At 69.0% G+C, this 20480-nt stretch carries 17 protein-coding genes; all 17 read right to left on the bottom strand.

Going from position 1 to position 20480, the window contains the following annotated elements; translation table 11 throughout:
* Positions 1 to 17: 17 nt before the first annotated feature.
* The 17 genes from HHL11_RS15875 to ccoS all read right to left on the bottom strand — a co-directional run bounded on the left by HHL11_RS15875 (position 18) and on the right by ccoS (position 20471).
* Positions 18 to 1907, bottom strand: coding sequence for a putative bifunctional diguanylate cyclase/phosphodiesterase (locus HHL11_RS15875; RefSeq protein WP_169419316.1), 1890 nt, complete (start codon positions 1905 to 1907; stop codon positions 18 to 20).
* A gap of 24 nt (positions 1908 to 1931) precedes the next feature.
* Positions 1932 to 3713, bottom strand: a complete 1782-nt coding sequence (locus tag HHL11_RS15870; protein WP_169419315.1) for a hypothetical protein — start codon at positions 3711 to 3713, stop codon at positions 1932 to 1934.
* A 116-nt stretch (positions 3714 to 3829) separates the two neighbouring features.
* On the bottom strand, positions 3830 to 4660 hold the full coding sequence (locus tag HHL11_RS15865) for a DUF4434 domain-containing protein (RefSeq protein WP_169419314.1): 831 nt from the start codon (positions 4658 to 4660) through the stop codon (positions 3830 to 3832).
* Between the two features lie 7 nt (positions 4661 to 4667).
* Positions 4668 to 6989: an NfrA family protein gene (locus HHL11_RS15860; protein ID WP_169419313.1), complete on the bottom strand. Its 2322-nt coding sequence runs from the start codon at positions 6987 to 6989 to the stop codon at positions 4668 to 4670.
* 21 nt (positions 6990 to 7010) lie between these two features.
* Positions 7011 to 9185 carry a glycosyl transferase family protein gene (locus tag HHL11_RS15855; protein WP_169419312.1) on the bottom strand — a complete coding sequence of 725 codons (2175 nt, stop codon included), beginning with the start codon at positions 9183 to 9185 and terminating at the stop codon, positions 7011 to 7013.
* 19 nt (positions 9186 to 9204) lie between these two features.
* Positions 9205 to 11256 carry a hypothetical protein gene (locus HHL11_RS15850; RefSeq protein WP_169419311.1) on the bottom strand — a complete coding sequence of 684 codons (2052 nt, stop codon included), beginning with the start codon at positions 11254 to 11256 and terminating at the stop codon, positions 9205 to 9207.
* A gap of 37 nt (positions 11257 to 11293) precedes the next feature.
* On the bottom strand, positions 11294 to 13147 hold the full coding sequence (locus tag HHL11_RS15845; RefSeq protein WP_425355199.1) for a DUF2334 domain-containing protein: 1854 nt from the start codon (positions 13145 to 13147) through the stop codon (positions 11294 to 11296).
* A 10-nt stretch (positions 13148 to 13157) separates the two neighbouring features.
* Complete coding sequence (locus tag HHL11_RS15840) at positions 13158 to 13550, bottom strand: hypothetical protein (protein ID WP_169419310.1); 393 nt, start codon at positions 13548 to 13550, stop codon at positions 13158 to 13160.
* Between the two features lie 18 nt (positions 13551 to 13568).
* Complete coding sequence (gene wecB / locus HHL11_RS15835; protein ID WP_169419309.1) at positions 13569 to 14705, bottom strand: non-hydrolyzing UDP-N-acetylglucosamine 2-epimerase; 1137 nt, start codon at positions 14703 to 14705, stop codon at positions 13569 to 13571.
* 336 nt (positions 14706 to 15041) lie between these two features.
* Entirely contained in the window at positions 15042 to 15323 is a 282-nt protein-coding gene (locus tag HHL11_RS15830; RefSeq protein WP_169419308.1) for a hypothetical protein, read from the bottom strand.
* Between the two features lie 11 nt (positions 15324 to 15334).
* On the bottom strand, positions 15335 to 15580 hold the full coding sequence (locus tag HHL11_RS15825) for a FixH family protein (RefSeq protein WP_169419307.1): 246 nt from the start codon (positions 15578 to 15580) through the stop codon (positions 15335 to 15337).
* 10 nt (positions 15581 to 15590) lie between these two features.
* Positions 15591 to 17018, bottom strand: a complete 1428-nt coding sequence (ccoG, locus tag HHL11_RS15820) for a cytochrome c oxidase accessory protein CcoG (RefSeq protein WP_240980090.1) — start codon at positions 17016 to 17018, stop codon at positions 15591 to 15593.
* Positions 17019 to 17121: 103 nt separating this feature from the next.
* On the bottom strand, positions 17122 to 18033 hold the full coding sequence (gene ccoP, locus HHL11_RS15815) for a cytochrome-c oxidase, cbb3-type subunit III (protein WP_169419305.1): 912 nt from the start codon (positions 18031 to 18033) through the stop codon (positions 17122 to 17124).
* Positions 18034 to 18040: 7 nt separating this feature from the next.
* Entirely contained in the window at positions 18041 to 18178 is a 138-nt protein-coding gene (locus HHL11_RS15810) for a cbb3-type cytochrome oxidase subunit 3 (RefSeq protein WP_169419304.1), read from the bottom strand.
* Between the two features lie 9 nt (positions 18179 to 18187).
* A complete protein-coding gene (gene ccoO / locus HHL11_RS15805) occupies positions 18188 to 18811 on the bottom strand; it encodes a cytochrome-c oxidase, cbb3-type subunit II (RefSeq protein WP_169419303.1) in 624 nt (207 codons plus the stop codon).
* A 19-nt stretch (positions 18812 to 18830) separates the two neighbouring features.
* Positions 18831 to 20270, bottom strand: a complete 1440-nt coding sequence (gene ccoN, locus HHL11_RS15800) for a cytochrome-c oxidase, cbb3-type subunit I (protein WP_169419302.1) — start codon at positions 20268 to 20270, stop codon at positions 18831 to 18833.
* Positions 20271 to 20333: 63 nt separating this feature from the next.
* Positions 20334 to 20471, bottom strand: a complete 138-nt coding sequence (gene ccoS, locus HHL11_RS15795; RefSeq protein ID WP_169419301.1) for a cbb3-type cytochrome oxidase assembly protein CcoS — start codon at positions 20469 to 20471, stop codon at positions 20334 to 20336.
* Positions 20472 to 20480 lie beyond the last annotated feature (9 nt).

Below are 20480 nucleotides of genomic sequence, written 5' to 3'. Positions count from 1 at the left end.
GCCGCATGGATCCCGGGTCAAGCCCGGGATGACAACCCGAGCGGCCCGGACTTCAACATCCGCACCAGTTGGTCCGCCGGAACCGGCGGGCTGTAGAAGAACCCCTGCGCCTGGTCGCAGCCCAGTGCGCGCAGCGCGGCGGCCTGGGCTTCGGTTTCCACGCCTTCGGCGACCACCTTCAGGTTCAGCCCGCGCGCCAGCGACACGCAGGTGCGCACGATGCCTTCGTAGGCCGCGTCGGCCGTGATCTTCTTGATGAAGGCGCGGTCGATCTTCAGTTCGTCGATCGGCAAGGTCACGATGTAGGCCAGCGAGGAATAGCCGGTGCCGAAATCGTCGATCGCCACCGGCACGCCCAGCGAACGCACCTGCTGCAGCACCTCGATGGCGCGCTCCATGTTGGAGATCAGGATGCTTTCCGTCACCTCCAGCCCCAGCGCCGCGGGATCGCCGCGCACGGCCTCCAGCGCGCGCAGCAGGGCCGGGACGAAGTCGTCATTGCGCAGCTGCGCGGCCGCCACGTTGACGGCGATGCGCGGTGCCGGCAGGCCGGCGTCGCGCCAGCTGCGCCAGTCGGCCACCGCCCGCTCCATGATCTTCTGCGCGACGTCGCCGATCAAGCCCGTGGTCTCCAGCGCCGGCACGAACTCGCCCGGCGGCACCAGGCCGCGGTGCGGATCCATCCAGCGCACCAGCGCTTCGACGCCGACGATGCGGCCGGTCGCGACCTCCACCTTCGGCTGGTAGTAGTTGACGAACTCGTCGTTCGCGAGCGCGCGCCGCAGCTGCGGCTCCAGCCGGAAGTGGGTGCCCTGCACCGTGTCCACCGAGCGGTCGAAGAAGGCCATGGCCTGCTCGCGCTCGATCGCCGTCTGCAGCGCGGTGTCGGCCGCGTTCACCACTTCGTCCAGCGTCCGGCCGTCGTCCGGGAAGGACGCGAAGCCCAGGTTCACCGGGCACACCAGCGACAGCTGGTTCACCTCGTAGGGCGCGTTCAGGCGCGCCGCCAGCTCGGGGCCGCGCTCGCGCGCGAAGTCCGCCGCCGAAACATCCGGGAAGAACAGGATGAACAGCCCGCGCTTGATGCGCCCGATGAAGGCACCCTGCGCCTCGAAGCCGCGCAGGCGCTCCGCGGTCTGCTTGATCAGCGAGTCGGCGACGCGGAAGCCATGCGCCGAATTGATCTGGTTGATGGTCTTCAGCCGCACGAAGCAGACGATGCCGTGCGCCGGCCGCGTGTGGTCGAACTCGGCCTCGAAGTGGAACCAGTTCGGCAGGCCCGTCAGGCGGTCGGTCTCGGTGGCGATGCGCAGCTGCCGGCGCAGCGAGAGCTGGCTGGCAACCGCCTTCGCCAGCTTGTGCAGCGCGTCCTTCTGCGATTCGGTCAGGCGGCGCGGCACCTGGTCCATCACGCACAGCGTGCCGATGGCGCTGCCGTCACGCGTGCGCAGCGGCACGCCGGCATAAAAACGCAGCAGCGGACCCTGCGGTCCCCAGGGCTGCGGGTCAGCCCAACCCAGGCGCGCCACGTCCGGGATCTCCAGCAGCCGCTCGGGCTCGAGGATCGCGTGGCCGCAGAAGGACTTCTCGCGCGCGACCTGCGGCACCGGCAACCCGATGCGCGACTTGTACCACTGGCGGTCCGCATCGACGAGCGTCAGCGCCGCCATCGGCGCGCCGCACAGCACGGCGGCCAGTTGCACCAGCCGGTCGTAGTCCTCGTCGGCCTCGGTGTCGAGGATGCCGAAGCCACGCAGCTCCGCGAGCCTTTGCGGTTCGTCCGCCGGATGGAGGGCCGCGGTGTAGAGCCAGGCCGGGCGGCCGCTTGCCGCCCGCACGGGCGGCGCGTCCACCACGAAGGGCCGCCGCTCCCGCTCCCGCGTCTCGTCCTGCTGCACCAGGGCCATGCCATCTCCTCCTGTGTCGGATCCTTACTTGCGGCGCAGGCGCTCCGTCGCCACCGCGGCGTCGAAGGCCTCGATATCGAGCGCGAGCGGCATCGAATCGGTCGTCTCCGACTCGGGCTCCGGCCGCCGGACCACCGGGCGGCGCGGCGCCAGCGCCAGCGGTGCCGCCTCGCTGTCGCGCAATTCGCCGTCGCCGGCATCCTGATCGAGATCCAGGTCGAGCGCGAAGCGATGGTGGCTGGCCACGTCGGGCATCGCGTCCAGCGCGTGGCGCGGGTCGTCCGCATTCGCCCAGGGCGCGATGGCGTGGCCATCGCCCTCGCCTTCGCGCAGTTCCGCCATCGCCAGGTCGTGCAGGAACAGCAGGTCGCGCCCGGCCTGCAGCGAGCAGGCCTTGCCGGGCGGAGCGACGGTGAACAGCGTGAGCTCGATGAAATCCAGTGCGTCGTGCCGACCCCAGCCCGCGGTGAGGCGGCCGGCCAGCTCGGGATAGCTCTCGATGCCCAGCGGCGCGTTGATCTGCTCGAACTTCGGCGCGTCGACGCCGAACACCTGCGCATAGCGCTTGCGCACCGCCTGCAGGCTGCCGACGTCGTCGAGGTGCACGCACAGGCGCATCAGCTCGTAGTAGGCCAGCGGCGCCGGCGCCGCGCTGTCCTCGAGGTAGCCCTTGAGGACGTCCATCGCGTCGTTCCACAGGCCCAGCGAGGCCAGGAAGTCGACTTCGTCGAAGGTCGCGGCCAGCGTCTCCACCCGCAGCAAGGTGGCCATGGGCCGGTGCAGCAGCGGCGCGGGGGACGCCGGCTGCGGCTGCATCGCCGCGACCACCTCGGCCTGCGGCGCGGGCTGCACCGCATCAGCCTGCGCCGCGCGCTGCACCGGCGCGGGCTCCAGACCCGCGAACACGGGCCCCAGTGGCACACCGGACCACTCGCCGGCCCCGCCCTGGCGCGCGCGCCACCACAGGATGGCCAGCGTGCCAGCACCCAGGGCCAGCAGCAGCGCCAGCAGCCTGAGACCCTGCGCCGGCAGCACCATGGGCTGCGGCGCCTCCAGTTCGTGCCGCAGCGCCAGCACGTCGTCGTGCGTCCGGCCCGCGGCCTGCCGCAGCCGCGCGAGCTCGCCTTCCAGCTGCTGCAGGTTGGCCGAGGTGCGCAGCAACTGCTCGGGGCTCGCATTGATCGCCTGCCACAGCAGGGCCGCGGTCGCCCGCCCGGCCCCTTCCTGCGTCGGGCTCAAGGTGGAACTCACGCGCAGGATCGCTTGCGGATCGGATTCCCAGGCTTCCAGCTGCAGGCGCGCGCCGGCCGGCAGCTTCGCCTTGATGATGCCACGCGGCGCGTGCAGAGGCTTCGGCGCCATCACGCCATCGGCGGCCTTCACCTTCAGCGGCGCCACGCTGGCGCGCTGCGCCACCGCCATCCTGCTTTCGGCCGGCGGCCGCACGCGGCTCGTGGCGGCGTCAGCCAGCATCGCCTGGGTCGGGTACTCGGGCAGCAAGGTGAAGCTGCGCGTCATGCTGCTGCCGCAGCCCGCGCGCACCGCCACCGTCACCACCGGTTCGTCGATGGGCAGGCTGGTCTGCACGCGCACGCGCTGGGCGCCGGGCGCGCCCAGCACCGTGGCGCTCACCTGTTGTGGCGGCAGCTTGCTGTCGCCGAAGGACACCTCGGCCCGCACGCACGGACTGGCGCCCTCCTCCAGCGTGATCGGCAGGCTCGCTTCCAGCGGCCGGCCGATGAAAGCCTCGGCCTTGATGTTGCCCAGGGCTTGCGCGCCGGCTGCCCAGGGCAGCCCCAATAACACGGCTGTCGCCAAAGTGCAGGGGAGCGTAAGCAGACTTTTCATGGGCCTACGCACTGTAAGAAGCTCTGCAAAACCAGTCCTGTCAGAAGGCGAGCGCACACCCTGTAGGACGAAGACTACCTGCGCTGCTGGAGGGCTGCGAGGTCCTGCACGAGGCGCGGGGAAACGTAGCGCGGCCCTTCGAACAGGTAGATCGGGTAGCCGGCGTAGGTGGCCAGCTGCGGCCGCAGTTCATCGAGTGTAGCCGGGCGGAATCCGCCGCCCACCTGCGGCCGGAAGGCCTCGGCGATCACGCGCACGCGCTCCTTGCCAAGCCGCCGCTGCAAGGCCTTGATGTAGTCGACGGCCACGTAGGGCTCGCGCGCTTGCACGCCGACGCCGTCCTGGAAGAACACGCCGACGTCACTGGGCAGCCAGCCCGCCAGGCTGTCGGCCAGCTCGTTGGGGCCGACGTTGGCGCTGTCGTAGACGCTGATCCAAAGCGGCCGCGGCAGCTGCTGCAGCAGCGGCCCCAGCTTGGCCGCCTCGGTCCAGGTCGGATCGATCTCGATCGGGAAGTACCAGCCCGCCACGTGCACCGGCGGCGGCGTCTTCGCCACCTGCGCCGACAGCTTCACCAGGCCCTCGATGTCGCTGCGCGCGCCGCGCTCGTCGAACCGGCCGGCCAGGCCCACGATCACCTCCTGCGCCCAGGGCTGGGCGGCGATCTTGCGCCAGTCCGGCTGCTTCGCGCCGGCCGGCAGCGGCGTGCCATTGACGAAGGCCTGGCCGTCCACCACCGTCCATTGCACCAGCAGGCTGTGCACGCCCAGCTTGTCCCAGTCGCCCTGGGGCTGCGTGCTGTCGTTGTCGATCTGCCAGACCACGCCCTCGATCGGGGGCACGGTCGTGGCGCAGCCGGCCAGCAGCGCAGCCGCCGCCAGCAGGCCGGGAAGGAAGCGGCGCATGCGGTCCTCAGTAATTGAGCAGCGTGTTGAAGTACAGGCCCTGCATGCGGTCGTCGCCGGTCAGCCGGGCGCGGTACTGCAAGGTCACGTCCCAGTAGGAACGCGGCGCGTTGTACACGTCCTCGCGGAACCAGTGCCGCAGCCGCACGCCCGGGCCGATGCCGGCAGCCGTCTTGGCCACCGGGTCGTCCGAGTTGTATTCGGCGCCGACGAAGATGTGCGGGAACACGGTGGTGCGCCCGCTGCTGCCCACCAGGTAGCTGCGGCCGAACTCGCCCTGTGCGATGCCGTAGTTGGTGCCGGCCTCGAAGTAGTGGCCCGCCTCGGCGTACAGCAAGGTGGTCCACCACGAACTGCGGTCGACGAACAGGTCGTTGCCGTAGTCCCAGGACCAGCCGATCTGCCCCAGCCAGTCGTCGCGCACGTTCGGCCCGAACACGCGGCCGAAGGACAGCATCAGGTTGGTCGCCGAGATCGGCTTCCAGCGCACGCCCACGGTGCCGACGAAGCTGTCGGTGCCGGTGGAGCCGCTGTTCTGGCCACCGTCCACCGTCATGAAGCCGCGCGCGAAGAACTCGACGAACTCGCCGTTGCGGTAGCCCCAGGGCCGGTAATAGGCCTCGGCGCCGAGCTGCGTCGCGCGCTCGTTCACCGGGCCGCCGGTGATGCCGAAGCCGGGCAGCACGCCGGCGCCGTTGCGCGAGGTCAGCGAGGCGAGCACGCCCCACTTGCGCGTGAGGTCGGCGTGCGTGCGGCGCACGTCGTACACCATCTGCGGATCCAGCTTCAGCTGCAGGCCGTTGACGGCGTCGATGGCGCGCTCGAAGTAGTGCGCGGCCTCGGCGTCGTGCTTGCTGTGCATGGCGGCATAGCCGGCATCGAGCAGCGAGGTCGGCGGCAGCCCGCCGGCCGCATCGGCCTGCGCGAAGGACTCGCGCGCGCCTTCGGGGTCGCCGATGCGGGTGGAGAGATAGGCCATGTCCAGCCTGCCTTGCGGCGTCTGCGACTGTTCGCCGGAAGCGGCGGCCAGGCGAGCGCGCGCCTCGTTGCGGCGGCCCAGGTCGGCCAGCAGGCCGGCTTCGGCGGTGGCAGGCAGGCCGCCGATGCGCAAGGCCTCCTCGGCATCCGCGTTCGCGCCGGCAACGTCGCCCATGCGGCGGCGCACCGTGGACCGCTGCGCGAGGATGCTGGCGTCGGGCGCCGGCGCCAGTTGCAAGGCGGCGGTGGCGGCGCGGTCGGCTTCCGCGTAGTCGTTGTTGGCAAGCGCGGCGTTCATCAGCAGCAGTTGCCAGTCGCGCTGTTGCGGCGCGGCGGCAGTCGCCAGGCGCGCCTGCTCCAGGGCCCGCGCGTAATCGCGCTGCTCCATCGCGGCATAGCCGGCGGTCGCGTTCACGTAGCCGGGCACGGGCGGCATGGCGGCCGCTTGCAGCGTGCAGGTCTGCGCCGCGGCGACGTTGCTGCAGTCGATGCCGGGCGCGCGCAGCGCGAAGGACGGCGAGCCGCCCGGCGTGTTCATCTGCTGGCGGGCGTACTCGCGCCGCGCCGCCACGTCGTTGTCGGCCGCCAGCGGCTGCAGCACCTGCATCGCGCGCAGGCCGTTGCCTTGCGCGAGCGCCAAGTCGGCGGCGAGCAGCCGCAGCTGGCGTTGCGCCGCGGCGCCCAAGCCCTTCTGCTGCAGCGCGCGGTCGAGGTCCGCCGCCGCTTCCGCCGGCTTGCCCAGGCCTTGCCGTGCATAGCCGCGCAAGGCGAGCGGCGCGGCGCTCTCGGGCAGCAATGCGACGGTCTCGCCCGCCAGCCGTTCGGCTTCGGCATAGCGGTCGTCGCGCAACAGAGCATGTACCAGCACCAGCCGGTAGCCGGGGTTCTCGGGCGCGAGCTCCACCGCGCGCGTGCCGGCGGCGATGGCGCCCTTCACGTCGTTCGCGGCCAGCGCCTTGTACATGGCGTCGCCATAGCCTTGCGAGCGGGCGCGTGCCAGGTCGGCCCGCGTGCGCGCCAGCGCTGTGTCGTCGCCCTTGATCTGTTCGGCGCGGCGGATCGCCTGCTCCGCGGCGTCGGCCTGGCCGCTGGCCAGTTGCGCCTGCGCCAGCAGCAGCCACCAGTCGCGCCGGCTGGGCACCAGCTGCACGGCGCGCTGCGCCTCTTCGACGGCGGCCGCGTAATCGCGGCGCGCGTACGCCTTGTAGCCGGCGTCGGCCGCTGCCTGCGCGGCCTGCGCGCCGCGGGACGGCGCGCGGTGTGACGACGCGCGGGATTGCGCGTCGGCCTGGAGGGATGCAAGCGCAAGCACAGCGGCAAGCGCCAGCGCCTTTCGTTGTTGTTGTCTCATAATGATTCCGGGGTCCTTCCCCTAGCTGGGTTGGATGGATGCCTTGCCGAAGAATCCCCTCTGTTGTTGTTCCGATTGCGCCGCGGCCCGGGCGAACAGGCCCTTCTGCTCCTGCAGCACCTGGTCGAGCCGCTCGCGGACGATGACGCCGCGCTCGACCAGGTAGTCGCCGATGCGCCCGTGCTGCGCCGGCTTGTATTCCTGCATTGCGGCCTCGAACTGGTCGCGCCGCAGCAGCCCGCGCTCGATCAGCATGTCGCCCAGCAACGGTCCGCTGGGCACCGCCGGCGCCTTGGCGTCCTGGTCGGTTTCGCGCAGCAGCCGCAGCGCGGTGGCGAGCTCGCCTTCGCGCGCGATGCGCTGCACCGGCTCCTGGCCGACCGCCTGCGTGATCTCCGTCCGCGCCTGGTCCGACAGCGGGCTGGTGACGGCCAGGATGGGCCGGTTGTTCTTGTTGCGGCCCATCATGATGGCGCGGTGCCGCACCGCCAGTTCCACCGGCAGGTCCTTGGCGTGTTGCCGCACGAGATCCGCGGAGAGATGCGCGCGCGGCAGGTCGGACTGGTAGGCGATGGCTTCGGCCAGCGTCTCTTCATCCAGCCAGCCGTTCGACACGAGCACGCGGCCCAGCGGCAGGCCGGCGTCGGTCTGCTTCTCCAGCGCGCGCTCCAGCGCGGCGGGCTCCACCGCGTTCCACGACTGCAGCAGCTCGCCGAGGCGCTGGCGCCGGCGCGCGAGCTGCGCGCTGCTCGGGAATTCGTGGGCCGTCTTGTCCCACGCGAGGCGCGTGCCCTTGAACAGGTAGGACAGGTACATCTTCCAGGCGCGTGCCACCGCCATGCAGTTGACGAAGTTGCCCACCACCATGCGCGGCAGCGCCATCAGCCCGTGTTCCCAGCCGTACAGCTCGGTGGTGAAGTACACCCGGTGCGCCGCGCGCCACGCGAGGAAGAACGCGTTGATGTAGATCATCTTGCGCCAGATGCTGCCGTCCTGGAACAGCGAAGGATAGTACGCATGCCACCATCCCGTGGCGAGTCCGACGTGGAAGATGATGAAGTGCGCGACCAGGATGTACGCGAAGATGCTGACGAACGAGGTCAGCACGCCCTTGCGGTCGTGCAGCAGCAGGTAGCGCGAGGCCAGGCTGTTGCCGCGCCACTTGATCTGCTCCCAGCTCTGCAAGCCGATGCCCAGCACCCAGCGCGCCTTCTGCCGGTAGGCCGCGCGGAACTGGTCCGGGAAATACTCGCGCACGCACAGCGGCATCTGCAGCAGCAGCTCGTGGCGCTTCCTGCTGGTCCACGAGGTGCGGCTGACGTGGAAGGTGACGGGGAAGACGCCGAAGATGGAGGTCATGCCCATCTGCGCCAGGCGCATGCCGACGTCGTAGTCCTCGGTGAGGCTGTCGATGTTGAAGGGCTTGTTGCGCGTCGCGCCCACCAGGCCCATCAGCGCCTTGCGCGAGAAGCAGGTGCCGACGCCGGCGCTGGGCACCATGCCCGACACGCTCTCGCGCACCACCATCTCCTTGGCGTGGCTCTCGGCGAACTCGTCCATGTAGGTGCCGGCCACCAGCTCGTACCACTCGCGCTCCAGCGAAGCGACGGGCAGCTGGATCATGTCCTTGCGTGGCAGCAGGTAGTTGAAGAAGCGCAGCTCCAGCGGATGCAGCACGTCCTCGCTGTCGTGCAGGATCACGCCGGCGAACTCCATGTCGTGCTCGCGCTCGTGGTCGAAGATCGCCGCCACCACCGCGTTCAGGCAGTCGGCCTTGCAGGTGGGCCCGGGGTGCGGCACCTGCACGCGCTGCACCTGTGGGAAGCGGCGCGCCATCTTCTCCGCTTCGTCGATGGTGGCCTGGTCGTTCGGATAGGTGCCGATGAAGACGCGGTAGTTGCGGTACTCCAGCACCTCCACCATGTTCTGCACCATCGACGCGATGACGTCGCTCTCCTGCCAGGCCGGGATCATCAACGCCAACGGCTGTTCCTCGCGGTCGCGCAACTGCTCCACCGTCAGGCGCTTGTAGTGCGGGTTGCGCTCCACCTTGGCGCGGCGGACGATCCGCCGCCCCCAGTACCACAGGTCGATGAACAGGTCGTCCAGCGAGGAGACGAAGATCACCAGCGCCAGGATGGCCGCGAGCACCTCCAGGCCCGAGTTGTACTCGGCGATCATCAGGTCCCAATTCATCTCGCGGCTCTCCTACTGCTTAACGGTCGCCATGCAGGTTGTTGCGGCGGCGCATGCGGCTGGCGAACACCAGCAGGCCGATGAACAGGGCCACGATCACCAGCGGCAGCAGCCACCAGTAGCCGCGCTCGAACAGGCCCGGGCGCGCTTCCTTCATGATGCCCTGCCCCGAGGGATCGTTGGTGTTCACCTCGGTGCGCAGGCCGTTGTTGCCCATGATGGCCAGGTTGCCGCTGGACAGCGCGATGGGCTTCGTCATCGCCGGCGGCTGGTCGCCCATGGTGCGGTACACCGCGCCGACGTTGTCGCCCTTGCCGAAGACCTCGAGCACGCCGACGCGGTTCAGGCCGCGCACGTCGAGCAGCGGATGGTCCTTGCTGCCGGCCAGGAACAGGCGGTCCTTCTCCGGCTTGACGCCGCTGTCGGCCACGTCCTTGGGCATCACGTCGACCGCCAGGTACGGTCCGTCGACCTTCGGCTGCGAACCGTCGGCCACCGGCGTGAACTTCGCTTTCATCGGCGACAGGCCGGTGGCGGAAGCGAGGCGGATGACGCGCGGCAGCGTGCCGGCGGCGTCGTTCATGTGCGATTGCGGGACCAGCAGCGTGCCGCCGCCGGCGAACTTGGCCATCAGGCCGGTGAAGTCGCTGGCCGCCTCGATCTTGTCCAGCAGCATGTGGCTGGAGGGCAGCACCGAGACCGGGTACGGCTCGGGCGTCTCGCGGCAGCGGTCGGAAGCGAGCTGGCGCACGAAGGACACGCGGATCGTGTTGCGGGTCTGCAGCGCGTAGCGCGGCACCGGCGCGACGATGCGCTCGCGCTTGCCGGTGGCTTCCATCTCCTTGGCGCCGAGCAGCACTTCGTTCATGAAGACCGAGACCACGGGCGGCGTGCGCGCGGCGCTGGGCGAGGCGGCGACGTCGATCACCAGCGTGCCGGGGCCCTTGCCGTCGGCAGCGACGGAGCCGATGTCGAAGCTGGCGTTCCAGTCGGCATGCGACAGCACGTCGAAGCTGGCCGGCTTGGCGCCGAGGTATTGCAGCGAGACGGCGTTGGAGTCGCTCTTCGGCTGCTCCACCGCGCTCACGTGCAGGTCGCTGCCGGCCGCGGCCTGCTGCCAGATCTGCGTGAAGATGCCCGCCGCCTGCGCGCCGGCGTCCGGCGCGACCAGGATCACCGGCCGGCCATTGACGTTGCCCAGCTTGATCTCGTGCGAGCCCACCGGCTGCTTCGAGGCGCTGTCGGCGATGACGATGTCGGGCTCGTTCGACGGCGGCGTGAGCGCCGTGTTGCCGCCGGTGCCCTGCGGCAACGCGGGCGGCGGGGCCGAGCCGTCGGCCGTGCGGATCTGCGGCCGCTTGCCGGCGCGTTCCAGCGCGACGCCGACACGCCAGGCGGCGTCATAGCTCTCGGGCGACAGCTTGTTCGACGAGATCAGGATCGTCGGCATCGGCGGCAGCGAGGACCAGGCCGTGGCCAGGTCGCGGATGGCCGAGCCGTCGTACTTGAAGACGAACTTGCTGGTGGGCTCGATTCGCAGGATGTTGCCCGGCGTGCGGGAGTCGGCGCAGGTGTTCTCGCGGGCGACGGCCGTGCGCCAGTCGACGTTGAGGCGCACGAAGCCACTGGGCCGCGGCTTGCCGTCGATGGGCAGCGTGGCGCTCGCGTCACCGCGGTCCGCGGTCAGGCCGTTGGCCACCACCGGTGCGCCATCGATCGCGTAGATCAGCGTCGTGCGGCCGCCATCGGCGCGCACGTAGCTCGCGTTCAGCTGCAGCTGCGCGCCCGTGAGGTCGATGTTGGGCGGCACCGGCAGGTAGATCTCCTTCACCGTGTCCGGGTAGCCGAGCACCACGGGCTCGGTGAAGCCCAGGTCGGCGAAGGTCACGGTGCGCGGCACCCACGCGCCGGAGTTTTCGGCGGGCTTGAACACCGGGGTGGTGGGCGGCGGCGCGTTCTGCGTCGTCACCTGGTCGGACGTGCGCAGCTGCGGCGTCTGCGCCGTTCCCAGCGCTGGCAGCAGGCACAGGGCCGCCAGCGCGGCCGCAGGCAGGAAACGGTGGAGTTCCATGGAGTACCTCGTTGTCGAATGCATGGCGGGCCGGATCTCAGCGCAGCGCGCTGGGCGCAACCCAGGTGAAGCCCAGCTGGGTGATCCCCTCGACGGTCTTCTTGAAGTCCTCGAAGCCGGGCACGCCGAGGTCAGGCTCAAGCCAGAAGGGGTGGAAGAAATAGGAGGCGAAGCCGTCGCGCACCGCGAGCGCGTACTTCGCGTTGGCCAGGATGTCGTCCGCCGTGTAGTTGTAGTTGGAGGTCGGGTCGATCGTGTGGATGTCGTACTCGATGTTGCCCAGGCTCTCCGGCAGGATGCGCTGGCCGTAGTAGTCCTTGGACACGATGTAGGGGAAGATCTGCCCCACCGCGAAGTCCTTGGCCACCGCCGCATAGAAGTCCGGCTTGTCGGCGGTGTAGTAGACGACGCGCTGGTAGGTGGTGGTGAACAGCTGCGGCACCGCCTTGTTCGAGAGCGCGGAGCCCTGGTAGTGCGGCATCTCCCAGGCCTGCACGTTGTTGTAGCCGTTGGCGCGCAGTTCGGCCAAGCCGCTGTTCAGGCGGCCCAGCGCCCAGCTGGTGGAGTCTTCCGGCACCGGCACGTTGTCGACGATGTTCCAGAATTCATAGTCGTCGCCCGACACGCCGGTGTTCGGGTTGCGCATGGTCCCATACTGGTGGGTGTAGCCGTGCATGACGATCTCGCCGCCCTTCCTGAGCGCGTAGTCCAGCGACTTCTTCAGGTTGGTGGCCTGTGACAGCGGAATCGTCTGCGGCGTTCCGCCGTTGTAGGCGCCCAGCGCGTCGACGTAGTGCGGGATCGTGGCCACCGAGAACGGCACGTGCCTGCCGGCCAGGTAATCCGACAGCTTCTTCATCGAATCCACGCTGACCAGCGCACCCACGTCTTCCAGGCGGACCATCGCGCGGTGGCTCTCGGCATGCTGGATGCCCAGCATGTCGTGCAGCAGGTCGGCGAACACCAGGTAGCGGTCGCGCGGGCCGATGAAGGAGAACGGCAGGTCGGCCACGTACCAGAAGTTGCCCGAGCGCAGCACGTAGGGCAGCTGCTCGCCGGTCTTCGCGTTGGCGACGTTCACCACCGCCGTGGCCTTGGTGGCGTCGGCCACCTGGGCCCAGCCGAGGTCGGGGTCGGCGTTGATGGTGTTGTGGCCGGCGTCGTACGCGTAGTACTTGGTGAAGTCCAGGTTCTTGTACTTGACGGTGTCGAAGAAGCCCGGGTTCGGGTTGGCCGACGAGGGCGTGGCGTTCATGCCCTTCAGGCCCATGTACTGGATGCCGGTGTTCGCCTGGAAGGTGTAGGCCGTGTTCCAGGCCAGCTGCCACAGGTTGTACTTGAACCAGACCAGCGGCTTGGTGCTGGTGGACGCGTCGGCGAGGAAGGCGTCGGGGATCGGGTTGTCATAGATCGCGCCGAGGTAGAAAGTGGCGTCGTAGCCTTCCAGCGCGCCGGCCTGATACTGCGACACCGGCATCAGGTCCACCTGCGCATTGAAGTGGCCCAGCAGGTTGCGCAGCATGATGGCGTAGCCGAAACCCAGCTTGTCCCACTGCGTGCCGACCGGCGCGTCGTACAGCGCCAGCACCCTGGGCGAGGCGCCCGGCGCGGTGCCGCCGGGGTTGCTGCTGGTGCTGCCGCTTTCCATGATCTTCGTCAGCTGCAGCGCGACCGCCTGCAGCTGCGCGCGGTTCAGGTTCTTGGGCAACGAGTCGAGCAGCGCCTGCAGCTGCGCGCGCTGGTTCGGGTCCTTCACCTGGTTGACCAGCTTCTGCAGCTTCGGCTTGTCGAGGTCGAAGTTCTGCGCCGGCTGCGCGAACACGGGCGCAACCGCGATCGCGGCGCAGGCGGCCATGACCAGGGCCAGCAGGAACAGGTAAAGCTTCTTCATGGCGTTCTTCTCACTTCTTGTTGGTGCCGTAGAACCACGAGCTCGCGCCGCGGTCCGTCTTCTCGCGCGCCGGGCCGGTGCCCGCGCCTCCCTGCACCGCGCCGCCGGCGCCGGCGCCGGCGGAGGCGCCAGGCGCCACCGCACCGGGCGCGGCCGCCTGCGGGAACTGCTGCATCCCGTAGACGCTGTCGTCCTTGGTGTAGTCGCGGCGGTAGTGCAATTTGTCGTGGTGCGCGCGCACGTAGCGCTTGCGCTCCGGCTCGTTCAGGCCCGGTTCGGGCCGCGCCATCGCCGAGCCCAGGGGCAGCGGCGGCGGCGTGACGGCTGCGTGCGCGAGCGAGCCAGCCGTCCCCGCCACCAGCAGGGCGGAGCAGGCGGCGGAGCGGACAACGGTGAATTTCATCGGATCGGCTCCTGGGGTTCAGGCCGCCAGGGCGGCCAGGTCGGTGGCGACTTCGGCCACGGGCGCCACGCGGGCCATCACCGCTTGGGCGATGCGCCGCGAGGCCTGGCCGTCGCCGAAGGGATTGGCGACGCGGCGCATGGCTGCCGCCGCGGCGGGTTCGTCGAGCAGGCGCGTGGCTTCGCGCACGATGGCTTCGCGCTTCGGGCCCACGAGGCGGGCACAGCCGGCCTCCACGGCCTCGGGCCGCTCGGTCTCGTGCCGCAGCACCAGCGTGGGCACGCCGAAGGTGGGCGCCTCTTCCTGCAGGCCGCCGGAGTCGGTGAGCAGCAGTTGCGCATTGACCAGCGCCTGCTGCATGCCCAGGTAGTCCAGCGGCGCCACCAGCTGCACGTTGGCCAGGCCTTGCAGGATGGCGTGCGCGGGCCGCTGCACGACCGGGTTGAGGTGGACCGGGAACAGCACCTTCAGCTGCGGATGGGCGCGCGCGATGTCGGCGACCGCGTGGAAGGTCTGTTCCATCTCGTCGCCCCAGTTCTCGCGCCGGTGGGCGGTGACGAGGATGTGGCCGCTGGTGGCCGGGCCTTCGCGGCGCAGGCCATGGCGCTCGCAGATCCACTGCTGCGCGTCGACCACCGTGTTGCCCGTCAGCTCGATCTGCTGCGCCGGGATGCCTTCGCGCAGCAGCGCCTCGCGCGCCCGCTCGGTGGGCGCCCAGTGCATGCAGGCGATGCGGCTGATCATCTGGCGCAGGCCTTCCTCGGGGAAGGGACGCTCGAGGTTGTAGGTGCGCAGCCCCGCCTCGACGTGGCCGACCGGCACGCGGCGGTAGAAGGCGGCCAGCGCGCCGAGGAAGGCGCTTTCGGTGTCGCCCTGGACGATGCAGAGGTCCCAGCGCTGCCGCGCCATCAGGTCATCGAGCTGCGAGCGGCAGTCGACGCTGAACTGTTCGAGGGAAGTGCCCTTGCGGCAGAGGTGCACGTCCGGCACGATGCCGAAGCAGCGCAGCATGTCCGCCGCCATGGCGTCGTGCTGGCCGGTGTGGACCCACAGCACGCAGAGTTCCTGGTGCTGCCTCAGTGCGTGGTAGACCGGAGCGAGCTTGATGATCTCCGGCCTGGTGCCGCACACGATACCCACGAGACGTTGGTCCAACGCCGCCTCCCTTCCGCGCCGGCTGGATTGCCCGGCTTCCCGTTACCACTCGGGGCGGTTCGTAACGCGTTGCGTACGTCGCCTGCACGTCTGCTTACACACAGGCCGATCGCTTCGGTGCCGGGGGACGCGGGACGAAGTTCCCGCGGACCCGGCGATACGGCGGTGACGCCTGTATCAACCTGTGTGTTTCAAACTCGAACCGGATGTTGGATTTGCAGGGGTAGCGGGTTCGACAGTGCCACCCGCATTCGCGGGTAGGACGCTGCCTACTGCAGAGACGGGTTGCCGCGAGGGGCGTTCGCGGCTGAAATCGAAAGGCCTAGCCGAACGGGCCTAACGGCCCGGGCAGCCTTCGGGACGCTGGTCCGGCGCGTAGGGACAGGCGTCGTTCACTTCCTGCGGCGTCATGCGCAGCACCGTGGTGAGCCAGCAGGCGCCCAGGCTCACCGCCCAGAAAGCGAAGAAGGCCGACGTGTACACGGCCTGCCGCGACCAGTTCAGCGCCTGCCCGGACCAGGCCAGGTCGCTCGGGTCGACCAGCGCGAACACCAGCATTTCCAGCACGCAGGCGGCGAGGAAAGCCGGCCAGGTGATCCACATGAGTCTCGCGGCCATGGTCGGTCCCCTCATTCTTCCGCCGGCGTGGCGGCGTGGTTGCGGCCCTTCTCCGCGGGCAGCAGGGCCTTGCCCTGCGCCTTCAGCGTCTTGTTGATCTCCAGGCCGCGGACGTAGTAGTCGGCCTCGATCACCGGGTCGGGCGTGCGGATCGCGAGCCACAAGGTCACGAAGCCGGCGACCACCACCACGGCGGGGCCCGAGATCACCAGCCACACGTGGCCGAACTTCCACCAGGGCTTTTCATTGTTCGCCATGCGTCTCTCCTCAACGTGGAACCAGGAACACCGACTTCTCGTGCACGACCACCGTGCCATCCGCCTGCTTCACCACGAAGTGGATCGGATGCGAACCCGCGGCGACCGACCCGTAGGGGATCTGCAGCCGCACCGGCACCCAGCGCGATTCGGCGGGGCCGACTTCAACCTCCGCCTCGGAGGCGACGAGCAGGCCCGCCAGGCCTTCGGCGGTGATGACGTAGCGCTGCGTCTTCTCGGTGGCGTTCATCAGCTGCAGGCGGTAGACGTTCTCCAGCTTGCCGCCGGCCACGATGCGGGCCAGCGCCGCGCGATCGCGCACCACGTCCACTTTCAGCGGCGTGCGCAGCGCCAGGCTGAACATCAGGCCCGCCGTCAGCGCAGCGAGCACGGCGGCGTACACCAGCACGCGTGGCCGCAGCACGCGGCGCCAGATGGCACTGGCCTCCCTGACGTCGCCCTGGCCGCCGTGTTCCAGCGCGTTCTGCGTGGTGAAGCGGATCAGGCCGCGCGGATAGTTCATCTTGTCCATCACGCCGTTGCACACGTCGATGCAGCCGGCGCAGCCGATGCACTCGTACTGCAGGCCGTTGCGGATGTCGATGCCGGTGGGGCAGACCTGCACGCACAGCTCGCAGTCGATGCAGCTGCCCAGCCCCTTGGCCTTGTAGTCTTCCTTGCGGCCGCGGGTGCCGCGCGGCTCGCCGCGGGCGGCGTCGTAGCTCACCGTCAGGGTGTCGCCGTCGAACATGGCGCTCTGGAAGCGCGCATAGGGGCACATGTACTTGCAGACCTGCTCGCGCATGAAGCCGGCGTTGCCGTAGGTGGCGATGGCGTAGAAGAACACCCAGAACACCTCCCACGATCCCATGCGCGTCTGCAGGAACTCCATGCCCAGCTCGGTGATGGGCGTGAAGTAGCCGACGAAGGTGAAGCCGGTCCACATGGCGAGGCCGCCCCACAGCAGGTGCTTGAACCACTTCTTGACCAGCTTCTCCAGCGACATGGGCGCCGCATCGAGCTTCATGCGGGCCATGCGGTCGCCTTCGACCTTGCGCTCGATCCACAGGAACATCTCGGTGTACACCGTCTGCGGGCAGGTGAAGCCGCACCACAGGCGCCCCGCGATCGCGGTGAAGAGGAACAGCGACAGCGCGCTGACCACCAGCAGGCCGGTGAGGTAGATGAAGTCCTGCGGGTACAGCACGTAGCCGAACAGGTAGAAGCGGCGCGCGCCCAGGTCGAACAGCACCGCCTGGCGGTCGCCCCACTGCAGCCAGGGCAGGCCATAGAAGATGACCTGCGTGAGGGCGACGAAGGCCCAGCGCCAGCGGGCGAAGCGGCCGGTGACGGCACGCGGATAGACCTTCTTCTCGGAAACGTAGAGCGCCCCGCCCTCCTCTTCGGCGGGGACGGGCTGGATGGGGATGACTTTCATGGCTAGGTCGATGATCGGCCGCGCCACCGGGGGGCCAATTGACATTCGTCAGTTGCGCCAATGAAAAAGGGGCGCTCGCGCGCCCCTCCCTGGGGATGGCGAATCAGGGCTTCGCCGGCCGGTGCGAAAGGCCCCACACGTAGCTGGCCAGCACCTTGATCTGCGGTTCGGTCAGCTTGTGTTCCCAGGCCGGCATTTCGTTGGTCTTGCCGTTCTGGATCATCGCGATGACCGCCTGCTCGCCCCAGCCGTGCAGCCAGATGTCGTCGGTGAGGTTGGGCGCGCCGATCATCTGGTTGCCCTTGCCGTCGGCGCCGTGGCAGGCCGCGCAGGCCGTGAACTTGCTCTTGCCCAGCTGGGCGCGCAGCGAGTCGTGCGGGCTGCCGGAGAGCGACAGCACGTAGTTCGCCACGTTCTTCACGTCGTCGGGCGTGCCCACCGCCGCCGCCATGGGCGGCATCTGGCCGATGCGGCCCTTGGTGATGGTCTCGATGATCTTGTCCGGCGTGCCGCCATGCAGCCAGTCGTTGTCGGTCAGGTTCGGGAAGCCCTTGCTGCCGCGCGCGTCCGAGCCGTGGCACTGCGCGCAGTTGTTCATGAACAGCCGCTCGCCCACCGCCATGGCATTGGGGTCGCCCGCCAGCGCCTCGGGGGTCTTCGCCGTGAACTGCGCGTACAGCGGCTGCAGTTCCTTGTCCGCCTTGACCAGTTCGGCCGTGTACTCGCCCTCGGTCGTCCAGTGCAGGCGGCCCGGATAGGACCCGAGGCCGGGGAAGGCCACCAGGTACAGCAGCGCGAACACCACCGTGATGATGAACAGGCCCACCCACCACATGGGCAGCGGGTTGTTCATCTCGGTCAGGTCCTCGTCCCAGACGTGGCCGGTGGTGTTGTCGGCGCGCGGCGCCACCTTCTTGCGGCCGCTGATCCAGAGCAGCACCAGGCAGCCGATGATGCCGGCCAGCGCGAAGCCGGTGACGTAGATCGACCAGAATGAATTCTCGAAATCGCTCATGGGGTCCTCAGTCCTGGTCGAAGGGGATGCGGCCGGCTTCCTCGAAGGCAGCGCGGTTCCTGCGGGCCCAGGCCCAGGCCATGATGCCGACGAAGGTCACGAAGGAGGCGACCGTGGCGATGATGCGCAGCGTGGTGACGTCCATGTTCTCCTCCTACTTCAACAAGCGTCCAAGGGATTGCAGGTACGCGATCAGCGCGTCCTGCTCCGTCTTGCCCTTCAGCTCCGCAGGCGCCTTGGCGATCTCGTCGTCGGTGTAGGGCACGCCCACCACGCGCAGTGCCCGCATGTGGGCCGAGATGGTGGAGGCGTCGGCGGCGTTCTGCTCCAGCCAGGGGTAGGCGGGCATGTTCGACTCCGGCACCACGTCGCGCGGGTTGTGCAGGTGGATGCGGTGCCACTCGTCGCTGTAGCGGCCGCCCACGCGGTGCAGGTCGGGGCCGGTGCGCTTGCTGCCCCACTGGAACGGGTGGTCGTAGACGAACTCGCCCGCCACCGAGTAGTGGCCGTAGCGCAGCGTCTCGGCGCGGAAGGGCCGGATCATCTGCGAGTGGCAGTTGTAGCAGCCCTCGCGCTGGTAGATGTCGCGGCCGGCCAGCTGCAGCGCGGTGTAGGGCTTCAGGCCCGCGATCGGCTCGGTGGTCGACTTCTGGAAGAACAGGGGCACGATCTCCACCAGGCCGCCGATGGCGACCACGAGCAGGATCAGCACGATCAGCAGGAAGTTGCTGGTTTCGATCTTCTCGTGGGAGAAGGTCGGGACGGCGTTGTCGCTCATGATGAAACTTCTTTCTCGTTCAGGCGTGGGCGGCGGCAACGGCGGGGACGGTGACGCGCACGGCGCGGCCGTTGATCACGGTCATCCAGGTGTTCCAGGCCATCACCAGCATGCCCACCAGGTACATCAGGCCGCCGAGGACGCGGATCACGTAGAAGGGATAGGTGGCCTTCACGCTCTCGACGAAGGTGTAGGTGAGCGTGCCGTCGGCATTGACCGCGCGCCACATCAGGCCCTGCATCACGCCGGCGATCCACATCGCGGCGATGTACAGCACGATGCCGAGCGTGGAGATCCAGAAGTGCAGCTCGATCGCCGGCACCGAGTACATCTTCTTCTGGCCGAACAGGCGCGGGATCAGGTAGTACAGCGAGCCCATCGTGATCAGGCCCACCCAGCCCAGCGCGCCGGAGTGCACGTGGCCGATGGTCCAGTCGGTGTAGTGGGACAGCGCGTTGACCGTCTTCACGGACATCATCGGGCCCTCGAAGGTGCTCATGCCGTAGAAGGACAGCGACACGATCAGGAAGCGCAGCACCGGGTCGTCGCGCAGCTTGTGCCAGGCGCCCGAGAGGGTCATGATGCCGTTGATCATCCCGCCCCAGCTGGGCGCCAGCAGGATCAGCGAGAACACCATGCCCAGCGACTGGGTCCAGTCCGGCAGCGCGGTGTAGTGCAGGTGGTGCGGGCCCGCCCACATGTAGGTGAAGATCAGCGCCCAGAAGTGGACGATGGACAGGCGGTAGCTGTAGATCGGGCGCTCGGCCTGCTTCGGGATGAAGTAGTACATCATCCCCAGGAAGCCAGCGGTGAGGAAGAAGCCCACCGCGTTATGGCCGTACCACCACTGCACCATCGCGTCCTGCACGCCCGCATAGGCGGAGTAGGACTTCATCCAGCCGGCCGGGACCTCCGCGCTGTTCACCACGTGCAGCAGCGCGACGGCCAGGATGAAGGCGCCGAAGAACCAGTTGGCCACGTAGATGTGCTTGACCTTGCGCTTGCCCAGGGTGCCGAAGAACACGATGGCATACGACACCCACACCAGCGTGATCAGGATGTCGATCGGCCATTCGAGTTCGGCGTACTCCTTGCTCGTGGTGTAGCCCAGGGGCAGGCTGATGGCGGCGGCCACGATGACGGCCTGCCAGCCCCAGAAGCTGAAGGCGGCCAGCTTGGGAGCGAACAGCGGCACGTGCGAGGTGCGCTGCACCACGTAGTAGCTGGTGGCGAACAGCGCGCAGCCGCCGAAGGCGAAGATCACCGCGTTGGTGTGCAGCGGGCGCAGGCGCCCGTAGGACAGCCAGGGAATGCCGAAATTGAGTTCGGGCCAGGCGAGCTGGGCCGCGATGAACACGCCGACGAGCATGCCCACCACGCCCCAGAGCACGGCCGCAAGCGAGAACTGCCTGACAACGGTGTCGCTGTAGCTCGCTGCGGGGACGGTTGGATCGGTCATGGAACACTTTCTTGTGATGGTGGACAGTGTCCCGGGCGCCCCGCCCGGGCCGCTTGATGGAAATCAATCGCTGTGCAGAATGCGCTCCCCCTCGGCCTCCACCGAGTCGAACTGGCCACGCCACACCGCCCAACCGAGGGCGACCAGGATCGCCAGCGCCAGGACGACGGAGAGGGGGATGAGGATGAAGAGGATGTCCATGCTGCTACC

This window comes from Ramlibacter agri (assembly GCF_012927085.1).
In the GTDB taxonomy this organism is placed as follows: domain Bacteria; phylum Pseudomonadota; class Gammaproteobacteria; order Burkholderiales; family Burkholderiaceae_C; genus Ramlibacter; species Ramlibacter agri.
Note: the sequence above shows the minus strand (reverse complement) of the source record. Positions and strands in the feature narration are given on the sequence as shown.

Bases quoted from the DNA above. Each gene is read 5' to 3' on its own strand.
- HHL11_RS15875 (WP_169419316.1), bottom strand. From the start codon at position 1,907: ATGGCCCTGGTGCAGCAGGACGAGACGCGGGAGCGGGAGCGGCGGCCC.
- HHL11_RS15865 (WP_169419314.1), bottom strand. From the start codon at position 4,660: ATGCGCCGCTTCCTTCCCGGCCTGCTGGCGGCGGCTGCGCTGCTGGCC.
- HHL11_RS15860 (WP_169419313.1), bottom strand. From the start codon at position 6,989: ATGAGACAACAACAACGAAAGGCGCTGGCGCTTGCCGCTGTGCTTGCG.
- HHL11_RS15855 (WP_169419312.1), bottom strand. From the start codon at position 9,185: ATGAATTGGGACCTGATGATCGCCGAGTACAACTCGGGCCTGGAGGTG.
- HHL11_RS15850 (WP_169419311.1), bottom strand. From the start codon at position 11,256: ATGGAACTCCACCGTTTCCTGCCTGCGGCCGCGCTGGCGGCCCTGTGC.
- HHL11_RS15845 (WP_425355199.1), bottom strand. From the start codon at position 13,147: ATGAAGAAGCTTTACCTGTTCCTGCTGGCCCTGGTCATGGCCGCCTGC.
- HHL11_RS15840 (WP_169419310.1), bottom strand. From the start codon at position 13,550: ATGAAATTCACCGTTGTCCGCTCCGCCGCCTGCTCCGCCCTGCTGGTG.
- HHL11_RS15830 (WP_169419308.1), bottom strand. From the start codon at position 15,323: ATGGCCGCGAGACTCATGTGGATCACCTGGCCGGCTTTCCTCGCCGCC.
- HHL11_RS15825 (WP_169419307.1), bottom strand. From the start codon at position 15,580: ATGGCGAACAATGAAAAGCCCTGGTGGAAGTTCGGCCACGTGTGGCTG.
- ccoG (WP_240980090.1), bottom strand. From the start codon at position 17,018: ATGAAAGTCATCCCCATCCAGCCCGTCCCCGCCGAAGAGGAGGGCGGG.
- ccoP (WP_169419305.1), bottom strand. From the start codon at position 18,033: ATGAGCGATTTCGAGAATTCATTCTGGTCGATCTACGTCACCGGCTTC.
- HHL11_RS15810 (WP_169419304.1), bottom strand. From the start codon at position 18,178: ATGGACGTCACCACGCTGCGCATCATCGCCACGGTCGCCTCCTTCGTG.
- ccoO (WP_169419303.1), bottom strand. From the start codon at position 18,811: ATGAGCGACAACGCCGTCCCGACCTTCTCCCACGAGAAGATCGAAACC.
- ccoN (WP_169419302.1), bottom strand. From the start codon at position 20,270: ATGACCGATCCAACCGTCCCCGCAGCGAGCTACAGCGACACCGTTGTC.
- ccoS (WP_169419301.1), bottom strand. From the start codon at position 20,471: ATGGACATCCTCTTCATCCTCATCCCCCTCTCCGTCGTCCTGGCGCTG.